13 protein-coding genes and 2 pseudogenes are annotated in these 17,809 nt (G+C 61.9%); 2 read left to right on the forward strand and 13 right to left on the reverse strand.

The features are described 5' to 3' along the window. Positions 1-62: 62 nt before the first annotated feature. From BM321_RS20380 to BM321_RS20430, 11 genes and pseudogenes are all read right to left on the reverse strand, one after another. Positions 63-1,015: pseudogene (locus tag BM321_RS20380) on the reverse strand (2Fe-2S iron-sulfur cluster-binding protein). Then, positions 1,015-1,299 (reverse strand): Rieske 2Fe-2S domain-containing protein, encoded by a 285-nt coding sequence (locus BM321_RS20385; protein ID WP_256573459.1) that lies wholly within the window; start codon positions 1,297-1,299, stop codon positions 1,015-1,017. The pseudogene BM321_RS20380 and the gene BM321_RS20385 overlap by 1 nt, the downstream one beginning before the upstream one ends. Before the next feature lie 31 nt (positions 1,300-1,330). Further along, positions 1,331-2,374: an aromatic ring-hydroxylating oxygenase subunit alpha gene (locus BM321_RS20390; protein ID WP_092444327.1), complete on the reverse strand. Its 1,044-nt coding sequence runs from the start codon at positions 2,372-2,374 to the stop codon at positions 1,331-1,333. A 48-nt stretch (positions 2,375-2,422) separates the two neighbouring features. Further along, entirely contained in the window at positions 2,423-3,622 is a 1,200-nt protein-coding gene (locus BM321_RS20395; RefSeq protein ID WP_092444329.1) for an MFS transporter, read from the reverse strand. A gap of 126 nt (positions 3,623-3,748) precedes the next feature. Beyond that, complete coding sequence (locus BM321_RS20400; protein WP_092444331.1) at positions 3,749-6,280, reverse strand: efflux RND transporter permease subunit; 2,532 nt, start codon at positions 6,278-6,280, stop codon at positions 3,749-3,751. 4 nt (positions 6,281-6,284) lie between these two features. Further along, entirely contained in the window at positions 6,285-7,388 is a 1,104-nt protein-coding gene (locus BM321_RS20405) for a YCF48-related protein (RefSeq protein ID WP_092444333.1), read from the reverse strand. A gap of 69 nt (positions 7,389-7,457) precedes the next feature. Continuing rightward, positions 7,458-8,822 carry a DUF1329 domain-containing protein gene (locus BM321_RS20410; RefSeq protein WP_092444335.1) on the reverse strand — a complete coding sequence of 455 codons (1,365 nt, stop codon included), beginning with the start codon at positions 8,820-8,822 and terminating at the stop codon, positions 7,458-7,460. Positions 8,823-8,834: 12 nt separating this feature from the next. Continuing rightward, on the reverse strand, positions 8,835-10,514 hold the full coding sequence (locus tag BM321_RS20415) for a DUF1302 domain-containing protein (protein ID WP_092444337.1): 1,680 nt from the start codon (positions 10,512-10,514) through the stop codon (positions 8,835-8,837). Positions 10,515-10,643: 129 nt separating this feature from the next. Continuing rightward, on the reverse strand, positions 10,644-11,477 hold the full coding sequence (locus BM321_RS20420; RefSeq protein WP_092444339.1) for an FAD-dependent monooxygenase: 834 nt from the start codon (positions 11,475-11,477) through the stop codon (positions 10,644-10,646). Positions 11,478-11,655: 178 nt separating this feature from the next. Next, positions 11,656-12,018: a Rieske (2Fe-2S) protein gene (locus BM321_RS20425; protein WP_092444341.1), complete on the reverse strand. Its 363-nt coding sequence runs from the start codon at positions 12,016-12,018 to the stop codon at positions 11,656-11,658. Between the two features lie 15 nt (positions 12,019-12,033). After that, entirely contained in the window at positions 12,034-12,972 is a 939-nt protein-coding gene (locus BM321_RS20430; RefSeq protein ID WP_092444343.1) for a VOC family protein, read from the reverse strand. Between the two features lie 325 nt (positions 12,973-13,297). Here BM321_RS20430 and BM321_RS20435 point away from each other — a divergent pair, with 325 nt between their 5' ends. Then, positions 13,298-14,209, forward strand: coding sequence for a LysR family transcriptional regulator (locus tag BM321_RS20435; RefSeq protein ID WP_092444345.1), 912 nt, complete (start codon positions 13,298-13,300; stop codon positions 14,207-14,209). 24 nt (positions 14,210-14,233) lie between these two features. Here the strand turns inward: BM321_RS20435 and BM321_RS31360 are convergent, their stop codons facing one another. Next, on the reverse strand, positions 14,234-15,097 hold the full coding sequence (locus tag BM321_RS31360; RefSeq protein WP_371856643.1) for a methyl-accepting chemotaxis protein: 864 nt from the start codon (positions 15,095-15,097) through the stop codon (positions 14,234-14,236). Next, positions 15,092-16,165: pseudogene (locus BM321_RS31365) on the reverse strand (HAMP domain-containing protein); the annotation flags it as partial. The pseudogene BM321_RS31365 and the gene BM321_RS31360, both read right to left, overlap by 6 nt. Before the next feature lie 429 nt (positions 16,166-16,594). Here BM321_RS31365 and BM321_RS20445 point away from each other — a divergent pair. Further along, on the forward strand, positions 16,595-17,752 hold the full coding sequence (locus BM321_RS20445) for an alpha/beta hydrolase family protein (RefSeq protein ID WP_092444349.1): 1,158 nt from the start codon (positions 16,595-16,597) through the stop codon (positions 17,750-17,752). Positions 17,753-17,809 lie beyond the last annotated feature (57 nt).

Raw genomic sequence — 17,809 nt, forward strand, 5'->3', positions numbered from 1 at the left:
GTTCGACTCCTCAATCAATTGGTGAAACACGACAGCGGGTAAAGATGGATGCATGGAAAACCTTAAAGATCGAGCACCAGCCGGGCGCTCCTGGCACGCGAGCAACACGGCGTGAACTGGTCGTTGCGGGCCCGTTCGGCATCGGTCAAGAACATGTCGCGATGCTCTGGCTCACCTTCCAGCACGCGCGTGATGCAGGTGCCACAGATGCCCTGCTCGCAGGACAAGGGAATATCGATACCCGCCTCCAGCAGCACCTGGGCAACGCTGAGCGCGGCTGGCACGTGGAAACACTGTCCCGTGCTAGCCAGTTGCACCTCGAAGCTGCCCGCCTCACCCGTCGGGACAGCGGCGGCGCTAAAGTACTCACGGTGCAATTGCGCCTCGGACCAGCCCTGCTCGCGCGCCGTGCCGAGCACGTGCTCCATGAAGCCAGTAGGGCCACAGACGTACAGGTGGTGATCACTCGCCGGCGCGGACAAGACCCGAGCACTGTCCAGACGCTGAGCCTCCTCACCATCGTCCACATGAACGTGCACGCAATCGGCAAACGCCGAATGGCGGATGTGCTCGATAAAGGCCATGCGCAGGGCCGAGCGACCGCAGTAGTGCAACTCGAAAGGCGCGCCGATCCGCGCCAGGCGCTCGGCCATGCAGAGGATCGGCGTGATGCCGATACCGCCCGCGAACAGCACGCTGTACTCCGCCCCTGCTCCAACGGGAACAGGTTGCGTGGCTCGCTGATCCGCAGCCGGGTGCCTTCGTGCACTTGCTCGTGCATGGCCTGCGAGCCGCCGCGAGACTCCGGGTCGAGCAACACGCCCAGCAGGTAGCGATGGTGCTCTTGGGGGTGATTGCACAGTGAGTACTGGCGCACCAGGCCATTGGGCAGATGCACGTCGATATGCGAGCCGGCACTGAAAGCAGGCAGCATGGAATCGTCGGCCGGGGCCAGTTCAAAGCTGTAGATGCCTTCGGCTTCGAGGCGCTTGCGGGTCACAACGACATCGATCATCACTGGGCCCCCACTGAATATTCAGCGGCAATCAGCCGATCGAGCACGTGGCGTTTGCCGACATACCAATTGTCATCGTCCATGCAACTGAAATCCGGGATCAGCGCCGCATCGGCCTGGGGCGCAAAACGGTGTGGGCAATGATCGGCAATGGCCTGAGCGGTGCCTTGGGCATCACGGAAAAACACCACGGGCTCATTGAGCAGGGTTCGTTGGAACAGCGCCCCGGCCTTGACCTCGACGCCCCAGGCGGCCGTACACCAGACGTTGCGTAGAAAACTCATCGCAATTCCTCTTTTCAAAACGACAGGTGGGTCACAGGCTGGCTTGTGTCCTTGCCCGCTCGGCTTCAATCAACCGACGCAGAACACGTCGGCAACGTACGGCCCCGGCATCGGCTGGCAGCAACACTGGGTTGAGGCCGAGCAGATCAACTTCGCCAATCTGGCGCTGTTGAGCCTCGACCATGGGTTTGTCTTCACCGGCGAAAATACCGATCAACATGTCCTGGACGAAGGCATTCAACTGAGCATTGTCCTGCTCGAAACTGCGTGTATTGGCAAAGAAGTAATGGGTGTTCGTCGCGTCCTGCGGCGTCATCAGGTGCAGGTTCCATGTCACGGCCCCCTCTTCCCTGGGGCATCCTGGAGGCGTGGCGCCACTGCCCAGCAGCATCAGGCCGGGTGCGTGCCAGATGACTTCGGCCCAGACGTCTGCCCGGCTCGGGTCTTCAAGGTGAGCGCCGAAAGCCGGCGGGGGAACGTCATCGGGCGCCCACCAACTGATGCGCACGCGATCGTTGGGCAACTCCTCGATGGTGGCGCGCGTGCGTGACAACGCCCCGCCACCGAGCGTATCGGGGTGCAGGAAATCAACGTGGCTCAGGTCCATGATGTTGTCGGACAGCAACTCGTAGTGCGCACGGGTTGGTAAATACCCATGCCCCTTGGCGTGGGTTGGAGCCTGTTCGAGGAAGGAAAAATCAGGGATCAGCCCATCGTTGGCCTGGCTCGAATCGCCTGGCCAGACCCAGATCGCCCCATGGCGCTCGACGACCGCGAACGCGCGAACACAGGCAGCCTTGGGGATGGTCCCATCGCCATGGGGGTTGTGCGTACATTGGCCACTGCCATCGAAACGCAAGCCGTGGTACGGGCACTGCACGCTGTCGCCGACAATCTTGCCCATGTGCAGCGGGGCAAAACGGTGCGGACAACGATCAGCGAGTGCCTGGATCACACCCTGGCTATCGCGAAAGAACACGATGGGTTGTTCGACGATGGTTCTGCCAAGCATCCCACCTTGCGCCAGCTCGTCTGCCCATCCAGCGATGTACCAGGTGTCGAGCAAGTAACTCATGATGTTCTCCTCAGTGTTCTTATTTTGATGAAACGGCGAATGGGCAGGTCAGCGCTCAGGGTCTGCGGCAACCGCTGTGGGAAAAGCAGACCCGCTGCCCCGCAAACGAATGCAGGCCAAGGCCACCAACAGTTGAACGCCCGCGACGATTCCCAGCGCGGCCGGCAAAGCGCTGATCACCCCACCCGTGATCGCCAGCACCACCAGCGGGCTGGCGAACTCACCGGCGAAGAACATCGCCGAGAAGCCGCCGGCGGCGCGGCCACGCTGCTGGAAGTCGATCTGGGCCATGATCCAGGTGAGCAGGGTGGGCATCATCAGGCCGATGCCCAGGCCGTTGATCAGGACGGCGATCACCACCAGCCCATGACTGCCGGCCACCGCCAGCAGCCCGCTACCGATACCGGCCGCGACAAAGGCCAGGAGCATCTGTCGGTGCGCCGGGACACCACGGAGCAATCGGAAACCCAGGGCGCCAACCAGTACGCCGAACTGACTGGCGCCCATGGTCATGCCGATCTGCTGCGCCCCTTCGACATGCATCAGGTTGAGCAGATAGCCCACTTGTACCGGCACGATGAACAAGCTCAAGCCAGCCAGGAATGCCAGGGCATACAACGGTGCCAGGGGACGCCAGGGGAATACCCGGCTCACCGTCGTCGCAGTGATGACCTGCCCACGCGGCTCCCACAGCAACCAAGCCATCAGCGGCAGGAACACCAGCCCCAACCCATACAGGGCAAAAGGGGTGCGCCAGCCGTGCTCGCCGAGCACGCCACCGACGGCAATGAAAATCGCCGCCGACAACGAGGTTACAACCATCTGCAGGGCGAACATGCGTTCACGCCGCGCACCGCTGTAGTAGTCACCCATCATCGTGGTGCAGCAGGTTATGATCGCCGCCTCGGCCACACCGATGCCGGCGCGGCTGATCACAATGAGCCGCAGCGACTCCAGCCAGAGCGGCAGCACGCCACAGAAGGTGTAGAGCACCATCGCACTGATCAGCAACGGTTTGCGCCCCAGTCGGTCGGCGATGATCCCGGCCACGGGGGACAACAACGCAATCATCAACGCCGGTAGCGTCAAGGCAATGGGCACCAGCACCGCCACACCCGGCGTGTCGGCGAAGTGCTCCTGCATACGCGGCAGGATGGGCGCCAGCAGCACCGCGCCAAGTACAGGCATACAACTGCCGAGCAATAGCAACAAGGATTGCGGCAGCCGCGCCTGACGTTCAACGCTCATCACGCACCTCCGCAGGTTGGATCGCGCAGAACGCCATGCCGAAGGCGCTCAGGCCGGCGATAAGGTCAAGCCATAGAGACTGCTGGAACAGATACACACGAGGCATGGGTAAGTCCTTTCTTGTTGTTATGACGCGACGGAATTAGCAGCCGCCGTGGTCGTTTGATCGTGTCCCGACGGCAGGCGCAGTGAGTGCTTCGCACAGGCCCCCTCCTCGACTGCGGCAGGCATCAGCGGCAGGCTCGTCGAATGGTTGGGCTTAGCCTCGGCTTGCCCGGTGCTCACCCGTTTGCTCGGCAACAGGAAGTGAGCCAGGGCCGGCAACAGAACCAGCGCGCCGACCATGTTCCAGACAAACATGAAAGCCAGCAGCACGCCCATGTCAGCCTGGAACTTGATCGGCGAAAACATCCAGGTGGCCACGCCGATCGCCAGGGTCACACCGGTCAGCATCACCACCTTGCCGGTGGACAGCAGTGCCCGGTAATACGCCTGCGACAGGCTTTTGCCCTGGCGCATATGACCGAGCAGGATGCTCATCACGTACAGCGCGTAGTCGACGCCGATGCCCACGCCGAGGGCGATCACCGGCAGGGTCGCGACCTTGACGCCGATGTTCAGGCAGACCATCAGCGCCTCACAGAGGATCGACGTGAGCATCAGCGGAATCACCGCACAAATCGTGGCGCGCCAGGAGCGGAAGGTGATCAGGCACAGCAGGATCACCGCGCCGTAGACCCAGAACAGCATTTCGCGGTTGGCCTGCTTGACGACAATGTTGGTCGCTGCCTCGATCCCGGCATTGCCAGCGGCCAGGAGGAACTGGACATCCTCGGTATTGTTCGCCGCGGCGAATTGCTCGACGTGATTCACCAGGCGGCTCAGGGTTTGCGCCTTGTGGTCAGAGAGGTAGACGTACAGCGTCAGCAGGCTGCAGTCTTCGTTGTACAGCCCGCGCGGCGCGCCGGCGGTGACAATGTTGAGCATCGCCTGGTTGTTCTGCAGCTCATACCACTTCGGGTTGCCTTCGCTGAGGCCCACCAGCATGCGGCGGTTGAGCAACGCCAGGGAGTTGGTCGAATCGACACCCGGCAAGGTGCGCAACTGCCAGTCGAGGGCATCGACCTTGTTCAGGATGTCATAGCGCGAACAGGCGCTGGCGGGAGTCTTGATCATCACCGCGAACAGATCGCTGCTGGCGCCGTAATGCCGGGTGAGGAATGCATCATCCTGGTTGTAGCGCGAGTCGGCCCGCAGCTCGGGCGCGCCCGCATCCAGATCCCCGACTTTCAATTGCAGGCTGACCACGAAGCCGAGCGTCGCCAGCGCCAGGCTCAGGGCGATGCACAACGCCGCCCAGCGGCGCTGAGTGAACAGATCCAGGAAACGCCAGACCCCATGGCGATGCTGGCCCGCTTGTTCGGCGTGCTCGCTTTTTAGGCTCAGTCGCGCCGCGCGGCCGCTGACCCCAACGTAGGAAAGCAATATGGGCAGCAAGATCAAGTTGGTGAAGATCAGCACGGCCACGCCGATACTGGCGATCATCGCCAGGTCCTGGATCACCTGGATCTTGATGATCATCAGAACCGCGAAGCCGACCGCATCGCATAGCAGCGCGGTGAGACCGGCAAGGAACAGGCGGCGGAAAGTGAAGCGCGCGGCGACCACCCGGTGCATGCCGCGCCCGATGTCCTGCATGATGCCGTTCATCTTCTGTGCGCCATGGCTCATGCCAATGGCAAACACCAGGAACGGCACCAACACCGAATAGGGGTCCAGTTGATAATTCAGTAGCGGCAGCAGGCCGAGCTGCCAGACCACCGCCACCAATGAGCAGAACACCACCAGCAAGGTGCTGCGTATGCAGCGGGTGTACCAATACAGCACAACCGTGGTGATCAGGATCGCCACGGCGAAGAAGATCAGGATCTGCCGCAGGCCGGCGATCAGGTCACCGACTTTCTTGGCGAAACCGGTGATGCGAATGTCGATGCTGTCGCTCTGGTATTGACTGCGCAACGACTCCAGTTGTTGCGACAGCTGGGTATAGTCCAATGGCCGGCCATCGGGGGTCCGCTGCAACAGCGGCACCTGGATGATGCTCGAGGTCTGGTCGAGCGCCACCAACTGGCCGATTTCGTTGGACAGCTGCACATTGCGCCGTAATGCTGCAAGGCTCGCGGCGCCGCCATCGTAGTTATCCGGAATGACCGGCCCACCCTCCAGGCCCGCCTCGGTCACCGCCACCCAGCGCGTGGCCGGTGTCCAGAGCGATTTCATGTATGCACGGTCGACACCGGGCAGCAAGTAGATCTTGTCGCTCAACGCCTGCAGGGTCTTGAGGTAGGTGCTGTCGTAGATATCACCCCGCTTGTTGACCACCGCGATGCGCACTGCATTACCCAGCCCGCTCAGTTCCTTTTGGTGCTCAAGGTAGTTAGCGATATAGGGCTGATGGGTGGGGATCATTTTTTCGAAACTGGCATTGAGCTCGACATGACTGGATTGCCAACCCAGTACCAGCGTGGTCGCCAGGCACAGCAGCAACACCCACAAGCGATGGTTGAACAGGGCTCGCTCGAGCACCGAACCGGAACGCGGATCGAAGTCTTCGAACGCATTCGCAGGGGACTGGGAAAAATTACCAGGGGACGTCATAACCTCACTCCGAAGCGGCAGTGGCTGGCTGCGCAAGACGCTGCAGCCCGGTGAAACCGGCAACGATCAGGCTGCCATCGGCGGCCTCGATCACACTTGAAACAGGCATGCCCAAGGGGTTGCCCAGCGGCAGAAGCGCCGCCCCGGTCTGCTCGCTGTTGCGAAACAACGTGCCGCCCTGGTTGACCAGCAGCAGTCGGCCATCGGCCAGGCGGGTGGCGTCGTTGAAAGAGATGGGTACGGGTACCGACAGACGCTGGAAACTTTCGCCAGCGTCGTGGGAGATAAAGGCATTGCCCTTGAGACCTGCGACCACCAGCGCGCCATCCGCGCGATTCTGCAAGGTGAAGAAACTGCCTTCGTAGGGGCTGTCCAACTGGCTGAACGACGCCGCGTCGTCGTCCGAGCGCGCCAGGTAACCCTGCTCGCCAGCCAGGAACCAACGCGTGCCCTGACGACTGATGGCGTACAAGTGCAAGCCGTTCGGGTTGGCGACATGTCCCATCAGCGACTGCCAGGTGGCGCCACCATCGGTGGTCTGCAACGTCAAACCGTAGGCACCGACGATCAACCCGCGGCGCGCATCGACGAATTCCAGCGCCAGGAACGGTTTGTCTGGACCATCGGCGACAAGACGCTCGGCATTTTGTACCCGTACCTGGGCGGCATCCAGGTCGGCAGCCGTGGCCTGGTCCGCCCTGGCGGCGTCCAGCTCCAGCTTTGCCACGCGCGCACCGTCGAGCTGCAGCGTCCAGTGTTCACCACCATCCAGCGTCGCCAGCACCACACCCGCGTGGCCGACAGCCCAGCCCTTTTGCGCATCCACGAAGCGCACCGCCGTCAGGCTGACCGAAACCGGTACCGAAGCCTGATGCCAGCTTTGCCCATTGTCGTCGGAGAACAGCACCAGGCCGCGCTCGCCCACGGCCACCAGACGCGTGCCGGCACGCGCCAGGTCGATCAATACGCCATTCTGCGCAGCCGGTACCCGCATGGCCGGGGTATTGAGCGGTACGCCCACCGCAACCGGCCCGGCCAAGCACACGCTCGCGGCGAAGGGCAAATACAGGGCCAAGAGCAAAGCGCCCGCCTGACTGATTCTGTTCATAACCTACCTCGGACAAGCACTCGTACCCCAAGGACACGCCGACAGGCATGTCCTTGACTCTCAGCTCAGTTAACGCACGCCCCTCCCCGCCATCGCCGCTGGCGAGAACTCCGAGGCCTTGTAGCGATCAACCACGTGATACTGTTCCGGCAAGCCGGCGTAGAGGTTCTGGATAAACCACGCGCCGGAGGTCAGGTCATAAAAACCGGCAGACAGTTGCACCAGGCCTGGCAGGTCGGGCAATACGGAAGGCAGCGACCAGAGGGTCTTGGCCAGTTGACCGCTGGCATCCCAACGGTCACCGAGCAGGGCCTGCCAAGTGTCCTCGTCGAGGTAGTAACGGCCCTTGGGCAACTGGTGGCGCTTGCCGGCGGCCAGCGTCGATTCGACCACCCAGACGCGGTGTAGCTCCCAGCGCACGTAATCCGGGTTCAGATGATGCTTGCCTAGCAGGTCCTGCGGCTGCGCCGCGTTCTGCGCCTTGTTGGTGTTGTAGGGGACGTACATCTCCTGCTTGCCCACCAGTTTCCAGTCGAACCGATCCGTACGACCGCCCCATACGCTCAACTCGTCGAAGGACATGACCCCGGCAGTGGCCGGCGTCGGTGTATCGCAGCAGGCGTTGGGCAGCGTGCGCACCCGACGCTGGCCGCTCAGATAGACATGGGCCTGGGATTTATCGCCATTGATGTTCTCGCGCCCCAGGATCTGCTCGCCGGCACGAATCGCCGGGCCAAGATTGACAAAGCGCACCAACCAGTAGTCACCCGAGTAGTTTTCAGGACCGCCCTCCTCGAAGTAGTAGGGCATTTCCTGGGTCAACAGGCCGTCGCTCGTCATCACCTGGTTGCCGTCGGCCGTCATCAGATAGTGGCGAAAATGCGCTGCGACCGAGGTACCGCGCCAGTTCAGCAGGTGGTTCCAGATGGCTTCGGTACCGTTCTGGGGAATCGGAAACGGGATCCCGCCATAGGCACCGTCGGGGATCAGGCCGGCGCTGCTGTTGACCAGTTTGGCGCGGGTCGCATTCTTGAGCGTGTTGTCATAGACCCACTGCGGCGCGGCCGCCGTGCGCCGGGTCGGATAGACGTCGATGCGATAGGTCTGCGGGAAGCGCTTGAACAGCTCCTTGGTGCCGTCACTGAGCTTGTCGGCGTACTTGGTCAGGTTCTGGCTGGTGATGCTGTACAAGGGTTTGTCCGCGGCAAACGGATCACCACGCTTACCACCCGGGACGTAGCTCGGATCGACCTTGGTGTAGCCACCGTCCCAGGCCGGGATGCTGCCATCGGCATTGCCGGCTTTCTCGGCACCGAAGGGTGTCAGGGTCTTGCCCAGCGCGGCCGCTTGTTCAGCGCTGGCGGCCAAGGTCATCGGCGCGGCGGCGGCCAGCAGGGTTAAGCACAAGGCCTTTAGAGTGAACTGAATGGTCATGCGCAAATCCTCTTAGAACGTGGTCTTGACGGAGAAAGCCAGGTAATCCCGGTCCTTCAGCGACTGCTTGTAATTGAACTGGTTGGCGGCGTTGAGGCTGGTGTCCTCGGGACCGTAGAAGTGGGTGTAGGTCAGCCCCACGGTCACTTGGTCCAGGTAGGTGGCGGAGACGCCGATGTTCATGTCCCCTCCTCTGTCGGGGCCGAACCCGCTGATCACAGCCGACTTGCCCATGGGGAAATAGCTGATGCCCAGCGGCACGCTGATGTCCACGCCCGGGAAGAACTGGCGATAGGTGGGCGTGTACACCAACTTCAATCCCAGGCCGTCATCGGTGGCGTCAGGGTCCAGGGCGGCGCGGTTCCTGGTCACGGCAAGCAGGCGGTTCCAGGCGACTTCCCCTAACAGGCTGGCTTCATTGGCGACGAAGGAAGGCCCCAGCGATGCCAGGACGTTGAGGTTGACGTGAGCCGTACGGCCGACGGCATAGAGGGCGTCATCGTTGTTGTCCGCCTCGACGCCCGGCAGGACGGTCTGGGCGTTGGACACCAGCGGCATGTTCCAGCGTATCGATGCCTCGCCGGCAAAGCTGTACTCGTACACGGAGGTCGCGAAACTGGCGCCCAGGACACGGATATCTTCCGGGTAGACCCAGGAATATTCGCCGACTTGCCCGGTACTGAAGTTCGGCCCGGTGGCATTCGGTTTCAAATACAACTTGGGGGTTTTCTCGTGATACTGCAGCGCGTACAGGCCATAATCCATCGTCCCGGTGTTGTACTTGAGCTGCAGGCCGCCCTGGCCGGAACTCCTGGCTTTCTTGTCCTTGCCATGGAAAAACGCGGCCGGGCTGTTGGCATTACCGCCAAGAAAATCCGGAAACGGCCCGCCAGTGATCAGCCGTTCACTGCCGTCGCCGATGGTATCGTCGTTGGAGAAGTAGCTGCCGGCGCCCGGCAAGCGAGTGGCTTCCCACTCCAACTGGTAGAAGGCACCCAATGACACATCATCGGTCAGTTGGTAGGCGGTCGAGAGCTGGTTGACCGGCCGGGTGATTTCCTTGAATTGGGTGTTGGGCACCGATTGCGCCTTGACCACGTCCACCGGCGCCATGGCCCCGGCAATGCCGTTGCCGCCGAAGAACAGGCTCTCGCCCCAGATCAGGCCATGGCGCCCCGCGCGAACCGACAAGGTACGGTCGGCCAGCTCACCGTTCCAGTAGACAAAGGCATCCAGCAGTTCACCGTCACCGCCGTGCAGCTGGCGGGTGTCGCTGGTGAATTCGTCGAAGCCCACCGAACGCTGGTTGGCACTGGCCGCATCGTTGTTGTCGTTACGGTCCTGGTAGACGGTGTCGTACCAGGCCGCACCGCTCAGACGGGCCCCGAAGTTGTGAAAACCGATGTCCAGTTCGGAAAGAATATCCAGGCGATTGGAGATCAGCCCCTTGCCGAAGTTGTGATCGCCATCATTCTGGTTCAACGCCGTCTGGCCCTCGCTGAGTTTGCTGCTGGGGTCCTTCAGGCGCCAGGCGGCGCTGTACTTCAGCGTGTTGTCCCAGCGCAAGCTGAGATCGGGATTGCCGGTATCGATCTGAAAAGCCTGGGCAGCCGAGGCGCCAAACCCCAGGCTAGCCGCAAGGGTCAGGGTGAAGGGGACGCGCCGCGACGCAGCAATCTTGCGAGTAGCCATCGAAATAACCCTCTTTATTGTTGTTGTATGTCAGCTCTTCTGGTGAAACGGCGCCCACAGTCCAACCGGGTCAAGCCTGTACAGGCATGAAGCATCCATGGGAGAGCGCATTCAGTTTTTGCCGGTGCCTCAGATGGGCGCCGCCGTGACGTCGAGCATCCGCCTGACGAGGCCGATCCGGTCGAAGCTGCTGTCGTAGGCCATTTCCTTGTCACCGGCCAGCACCGAGCTGTCGCTGATGAATTTGCAGCGCTCATAACGGCGCGCCATAAAGCGTTCGGGCAGCTGTACGACGCTGCCGCCGGCGACCAACTCTTCGCCAAGCACGACGGCATCCTCAATGGCCATGCCGGCGGCTCCCTGGAAGGTGGCCAGATGATCGATTCCGGCGGCGCGTGGAAAGTTGTAGCGCCACACCGCCTGGCCGGTGAAACGCGGCGAGTACTGCTCGCCGAACAGCAAGCCGCGCATGTGGGAGTACAGCCCATCGGCGCCTACGACCAGGTCGTAGCGACCACGACGGGTATCGGTGAATAGCACATCAACGCCCTCGCCCACCTGCTCCAGCGATTCGACGCTCAGGCCCAGACGAACCGAGACACCAAGGGCAGCCACGGTTTCGCTGAGGACTTGATGCAGGGCCAGGCGCGAGATGCCGACGTTGGCTGGATACTCGGGGCCCGCCAGACGCTGACCGGGGATTCGCGCCAGCCGTTCACCGGCGGTGGTATTGATGGTCACATCCTCGAACGCGCAGGCGGCATCCAGGTAGCCGTCCAGAACACCTGACTTGGCCATCTCACGGAAGACGTTACTCTGCTGGATGATGCCAACGCCGTAGACTGTCCACTGCGTCTTGAGCTCGACAAGATCGACTTCGATGCCCTGGCGACGTAGAGCGATGGCGGCGCATAGACCACCGATACCACCACCGACGATAAGCACCTTTTTCACTGCGTTCATGCTCGTCTCACTCTTATTCTTGTTATTCACGCAAGCGCTCCGCCGGAGCGATCCCAGGCTGCGCTGCCGGCTGTTTCTGCACGCATTCGCTACCGCGTTGTGTTCACTTTCTCGGCAAAGCAGGCGTTTGACCAATCGCATGTAGGGATACGATGTATCAGCTACCGCGATACGTTAGCTAAGGTGCCCACGCCTCCAATTGACCGGCTTCGAGCACCAGCCAATCGGCCTCTGCATGCCACTGCAGCGCACTCAGGCTTTCCCCCAGGCACGGCCCGTAGACACACAGGCCACTGTCCGGAAGGAAGCGGGCACCATGGGCGTAACAGACGATCTGGCGGCCATCGACGCTGAGAAAACGATCCTTGCGATACTCCAGCCGCACCTCCAGGTGCGGGCACCTGTTGCGATAAACCCGCACCTCGCCGCCATGGCGCAGGGCGAACACACTGTCCTTCCCCGTGCCCAGGGGATCGAACCCGCGTGCGTGCCCTTCGACCAATTCATCCAGGCGACAGAGAACATGAACATCGTGACTCATGGACGACATCCGCACTCAGGCCTGCTTGGGCGGCGGGCCGCCCGGGAACCATTTTTCCCGGGAAGTGAACAGGAACAGCTGCGAGTTATCCGCCGACAACGGCGCCTGGCGCGCTTGCCAGGCGTCATCGTGCTTGTCCATGTCTGCGTCGTATTCGATGTGGCAGCCCAACGGACTGTTGAAGTACCAGAACCAGTTGGAGCCAAAGAAGTGCCGCCCCGGCCCCCAGAAGCTGGTCCAGCCTTGCTGCTCGAAGCGACGCCCGGCCAACAGCACTTCCGTGCCGCTGCCCATGTGAAAGGTGAAGTGCTCGCAACCCTTCATGTGCGGTGGCGTCTGGATCATGAACAGGCAGTGATGGTCATCGGAACCGGCCGGGCGCATGAACGGACCGGCACCGACAAAGGTGTCGGTGGTCACGAAGCCCAGGCGCTTGTAAAAAGCTTCGGCCTTGGCCGCATCCGGCACGAAGTACACCACGTGGGACAGCGTCCGCGGCAAGGCTTGCATATCGGGGTGGATGCCCGGCTGGTTGACCGGTCGCTGGGGGGCATGACCCGGTGCATTGGTCAGGTCGGCTGGTGCGCTGTAGGGACGCCGCACACTGATCTGGAACCCAATGGCAAAACCCATATCGTCCACGCTGTGCACGGAGCCATCGGCACCGCGGGTCACCAGGCGGTCGTGCCCCAACTCATCGGCAATGGCCTCGAGATCAGCCACGTTTGCCACGCCATAAACGGTTTCGCGAATCGAGGGGGCTGGCCCGATGGCCGCCGGCAGACGGGCGTCGTCAGCACGACGGATGATCACCGCCGTACCGTCGAGCGCTTCAAAACGTCCGCCCTCGCTGTCGACATCGACAGGGCGCAGGCCGTAGTCACGCAGGCAATGGGTACAGGCTTGAATGTCGTCGACGCCAAAAATCAAGGCATCAAGGCCAATGATGTTCATTGAGTTACCACTCCATTGTAATTATTCAGCGCAGGCCGGCACCCCGCTTACGGGAACCGTGCCAGGCGCAGCGCTGCCGAGGCTGGTCTTGGAGTCGATCAAGCGTCACGCCAACCGACTGTGGGCCGATACTGAAGGGATACAAACCCACTGACTAATCGCTTGTCGGGATGCGACCTATCGGCAAATGCGATACCTGGCTGCGCAGCGCAAAGGGTCTGGAAAATCGAACAGGCATCGTTCGATTCACCCACGCTCGGGACTTGACGTCTCGATAGGAAGGCCGGAAGGTATTTGCAGAATAAATACAAGAATCGAGACCGCCATGCGCTTTAACCACCTGGATCTCAATCTCCTGGTGGCGCTGGATGTGCTACTGGAAGAGCAGAACATCACCCGCGCCGCCGAACGCCTGCACATGACCCAATCCGCCACCAGCGGCGTACTGGGCAGGCTGCGCCTCTACTTCGAAGACGAACTGCTGACGCAGGTCGGGCGCAAGATGCAGCCCACGCCCTACGCCCGCGAACTGGCGGCACCCGTGCGCCAGGTGTTGCTGACGATCCAGTCCTCGATCACCGCCAAACCGGTGTTCGACCCCGCCACTAGCAAGCGTCATTTTCGCCTGATCACTTCGGACTATCTGATCAGCGTCCTGTTTGCCCAGGTGATCCAGAAGATCTCCCTGGGAGCCCCGCACATCACCTTCGAACTGCTGGGCCCCGGCGACACGTCCAACGAAATGCTGATGCGCGGCGAGGCCGACATGATGATCGTGCCTGAGCACTACCTCATCGAAGGCCATCCATCGCAGCTACTATTCGAAGAAGAGCACGTTTGCGTGGTGTGGGACGGCAACACCCAAGTGGGCGACAGCATCACCCTCGATCAATACATCGAGATGGGCCATGTCTCCGTGATTTTTGGCCGCAACCGGCAGTTGAGCGTCGAAGAATGGTTGATGAGCCAGTACGGTTTCACCCGTCGCATGGAAGTGGTGACCCACGACTTCAACACCCTCCCGCAATTGATCGTCGGCACTCAACGCGTCGCCACCATGCTCCAGCGCATGGCCAGGCTCTACGCCAACTACCTGCCGCTGCGCATCCTGCAACCACCGGTGAAAATCCCGGTGATGCGAGAGTTCATGCTCTGGCACCGGACCATGGAGGGGGATCCGATGCATCGTTGGCTGCGGGCGAAAATCAGTCAGCTCATCAACGAGCTGGAGCAGTAGTTGCTGCCGTAGCCTGGAGGCGAATCAGGTACGGAAGTGCCCGACGGCCGCCTTGAGCTCGCCGCCAACCCGCTGCAAGTCAGTCGTTGAAACTTGCAGTTGCAGGCTTTCCCTGGCGCTATCCTCCGCCACTTCGCGCACCCGCGTCATGCTCTGGCTGACTTGCTCGGCCACCACGCTCTGCTGCTCAGCGGCCGCGGCGATCTGCTGGTTCATCTGCTCGATGCGGGACACCGCCCGGGTGATTCGAGCCAGCGCCTGGGAAGCTTGCGCGGCAAGCACCACCGTTTCATCGCTTAGCGCATGACTGCCTTGCAAGCGCTCGGCGGCCTGTTGGGCCACACCGCTCAAACGAACGATCAACCCTTCGATTTCCGTGGTCGAACGCTGAGTACGCCGTGCCAGGCCACGCACTTCATCGGCAACCACCGCGAAGCCACGACCCTGCTCGCCCGCCCGCGCGGCCTCGATGGCGGCATTGAGCGCCAGCAGGTTGGTCTGCTCGGCCACCGCCTTGATGACATCAAGCACGCCGCCAATCGCCCCGCTCTCCACCAGCAAGTTGCGCATGGCTTGCGCGCAGCCACTCATTTCCCTGGCCAGATGGTCGATCTTGCCACCCGCCTGGCGCACCAACTCATCGCCCTCGCGCGCTTGTTGATCGGCATGCGCCACCGCTTCGCTGGCCTCACCCGCGTTGCGGGCGACCTCCTGCGCCGTGGCGGCCATCTGTTGCATCGCGGTGGCGGCCAACTCGGTTTCCTGGCGTTGGTGTTCGACACCGCGACTGTTGCTCAGGGTCACTTCAGCCAGGCTGCCGGCCATGCCGTTGAGCGAGCCGACACCAAGGTCGATGCGCCCGACCAATCCACGCAGGCTGCCCAGCATGCTGCCCACGGTGCCCAACAGTTGGCCCAGCTCATCTCGACGATCACTGTCTGACGGCGGATCACTCAAGTCCCCCGCAGCCACGCGTTGGACCAACTGCACGGCCTGGCGCAGTGGCTGCACAATCAACTGGCGAATCAGCAGACTGGCACCAATGCCCAATGCCAGTGCCAAAACAGTGATCAACCCCAAGTGGCGATCGGCATCGCGGTTATCGTCCAGCACCGCCTGCCTTTGCTGTTCGTCGGCCTCGGCCAGCGACCTGCTCACCTGGTCGGTCTGCGCGTTCATCGCCGCACTGCTTTGCGCGCTTTGCTTGCGGCTGTCGACGAACTCGACGAAGGCCATGCGATAGTCGCCCAAGGCCCTGCTCGCCTCCTGCAGCGACTCACTTTGCTGCTCGCCAAGATCCAGCACCTGCATGGCGGCGAGCAGGTCACTCATGCTCATTTCCCAGTCGCTGCGGTAACGCTCCTCGCCATCGAGCGAGTAGTACAGCTCGCTGTCACGCAGCTTGGCGAGCTTGTCCCGCAATGCGACCGTCTGTTCGAGCAATACCATCTGCTCGCTGCTCGGTGGCGCCCCCTGCCCTAACCGAGTGTTAAGCGCATCCAGTTGGTCGAGAAACAGCAGGGTAAAACTGTCACCAGCGGTCTGCGCCAGTGCCTGCATGCGCAATCGCGCTTCGCGAGCCCGGCGCAACGAATCGGCATAGCCGAGGAACTGCTCCAGATAGGCGCTGACGGCCGTGCGTACGCTGGCGCGCGCTGCGCTGTTGGCCGGATCATCATCAAGTTGTTGATTCAGTTTGCCGATTGTCTCGCGGACCTGGGCCAGGCGCTGCGGAGCGAGATCCAGGGCAAATGCCTTCTCGGCGATACGCGCACGCAGGATCAGTGCCTGGATCGATGACTCCTGACGCGATTGCTCACCGCGCTGCTGCAGCACACCCAGGGAACGAAAAGCCGTGAGCGCTACCCCCAGAGTCACCAGCAGCACCAGGCCGAACCCCAGCGACAGCTTGGCCCCCACCGACAGATTCGCGAGCATGCGATTCAGTACGAGCATGCCCGACTCCTCGCACGGTCGTGGAAAAACAGCCTGCCCTTGGCGCCCGGGCTGATCGTTGTGCCGCAATGGGACTCACTCATCTGCCAATACCTTATTCTTGTTGTTTTGTACGCCCGAGGCTTCAACCAACGGCGCGGTGCAGCGGCAACTCTAGTGAGTCGTCCCCCAATGACACCAATCGCATTCTGCGTTATGAGCAATCGCAAAGTACGATGATAGGTATCCGGATTCGCGGCTTGATCGGAGAGGAAAACCTCCTGGGTCGACGGCGCACATACGCTCTATCTCCGTTCGCAATACCTCCCATCCAGACTCGCGATTGGCCAAACAATGGTCCTCCCCTTAGCCTGCTTCGAACCGCCAGGGCTGGCGATCTCCGCTCGGACCTGGCCGCCTGCCTTTGCTTGCACAAGGACAATCACCATCATGTTTCGCTACTTCCCGACCAACTACGTGTGGAATCTTTCCGTCGACCTGGCCATTGAAATGGGCGCCCGCATCGGCGAAATCGAGGAAATGTGCGCGCCGCTGCAAGAGGCCGCCAAGCAACCGGACGCCGCCGGCAGCAAAGCCTTTCGTGAGACCTGGGCGAACATGGCCGACAAGCTGTGCGGCCTGGCAGAAGAAGACGAAGGCAAGGGCCGAATGTTGTCTGCCGGTGAAAAATACAACCGCGCCGCCACCTACTACCTGAGCTGCGAACGCCTGCAGGCCCATGGTGCCCCTGGCCGTACGCAGCTGTACCAACGCTTTCTGCACACCTTCCAACGCGGCATCGAGCTGGCACGAGAGAACTGCGAGCGTGTTGAAATCCCTTACGAAGGCAAACACATATCCGGTCTGCTGGTCCGTGCCGAAGGCGTCAGCGGCCCAGCGCCGATTCTGGTGCAGGTCAATGGACTGGATTCCACCAAAGAAATGAAATACCGCGTCGGCCTGCCCGCCTGGCTGGCCAAACGTGGCGTGTCGTCATTGATCATCGACCAGCCCGGCACGGGCGAGGCGCTGCGCCTGCATCACCTGACGGCGCGTTTTGACAGCGAGCACTGGGCCAGTCGTGTGGTAGATTGGCTGGAGACCCGCGACGATGTCGACGCCAAACGCATTGGCCTGGAAGGTGTGTCGCTTGGCGGCTACTACTGTCCGCGCGCGGTCGCCTTCGAGCCGCGCTTCGCGTGCGGTGTGGTGTGGGGCGCCAACCACGACTGGCGCGATGTACAGAAACGCCGCGTGGAGAAAGAAGGCAGCTTCCCGGTGCCGCATTACTGGTCGCACGTGGCTTGGGTCTGGGGCGCCAAGGACACGGACGAGTTCATGGCCATTGCCGAGAATGTCCATCTGGACGGTATTCTGGAGCGCATCAAGGTGCCTTTCCTGGTCACCCACGGTGAAAAGGATTCGCAGATTCCACTGAAATGGGCACACCGCACCTACGAGCAGTTGGTCAACAGTCCGAAGCGCGAGCTGAAAGTCTTCACCGAACGTGAGGGTGGCGTGCAGCATTCGAGTTTCGACAACAGTATCAATGCCGGCCAGTACATCGCCGACTGGGTGGCTGAAGTGCTCGGCGGTCGCACTGCATGACAGGGGTGAAATCCAGGCTCCGGTACGCGGCCAGGGCTTGAACCTTCGGGGCGACGG

This window comes from Pseudomonas sp. NFIX10 (genome assembly GCF_900111955.1).
Taxonomy (GTDB): Bacteria; Pseudomonadota; Gammaproteobacteria; order Pseudomonadales; family Pseudomonadaceae; genus Aquipseudomonas; species Aquipseudomonas fluorescens_AA.

Bases quoted from the DNA above. Each gene is read 5' to 3' on its own strand.
- BM321_RS20385 (WP_256573459.1), bottom strand. From the start codon at position 1,299: ATGAGTTTTCTACGCAACGTCTGGTGTACGGCCGCCTGGGGCGTCGAG.
- BM321_RS20390 (WP_092444327.1), bottom strand. From the start codon at position 2,374: ATGAGTTACTTGCTCGACACCTGGTACATCGCTGGATGGGCAGACGAG.
- BM321_RS20395 (WP_092444329.1), bottom strand. From the start codon at position 3,622: ATGAGCGTTGAACGTCAGGCGCGGCTGCCGCAATCCTTGTTGCTATTG.
- BM321_RS20400 (WP_092444331.1), bottom strand. From the start codon at position 6,280: ATGACGTCCCCTGGTAATTTTTCCCAGTCCCCTGCGAATGCGTTCGAA.
- BM321_RS20405 (WP_092444333.1), bottom strand. From the start codon at position 7,388: ATGAACAGAATCAGTCAGGCGGGCGCTTTGCTCTTGGCCCTGTATTTG.
- BM321_RS20410 (WP_092444335.1), bottom strand. From the start codon at position 8,822: ATGACCATTCAGTTCACTCTAAAGGCCTTGTGCTTAACCCTGCTGGCC.
- BM321_RS20415 (WP_092444337.1), bottom strand. From the start codon at position 10,514: ATGGCTACTCGCAAGATTGCTGCGTCGCGGCGCGTCCCCTTCACCCTG.
- BM321_RS20420 (WP_092444339.1), bottom strand. From the start codon at position 11,477: ATGAACGCAGTGAAAAAGGTGCTTATCGTCGGTGGTGGTATCGGTGGT.
- BM321_RS20425 (WP_092444341.1), bottom strand. From the start codon at position 12,018: ATGAGTCACGATGTTCATGTTCTCTGTCGCCTGGATGAATTGGTCGAA.
- BM321_RS20430 (WP_092444343.1), bottom strand. From the start codon at position 12,972: ATGAACATCATTGGCCTTGATGCCTTGATTTTTGGCGTCGACGACATT.
- BM321_RS20435 (WP_092444345.1), top strand. From the start codon at position 13,298: ATGCGCTTTAACCACCTGGATCTCAATCTCCTGGTGGCGCTGGATGTG.
- BM321_RS31360 (WP_371856643.1), bottom strand. From the start codon at position 15,097: ATGCTGGGCAGCCTGCGTGGATTGGTCGGGCGCATCGACCTTGGTGTC.
- BM321_RS20445 (WP_092444349.1), top strand. From the start codon at position 16,595: ATGTTTCGCTACTTCCCGACCAACTACGTGTGGAATCTTTCCGTCGAC.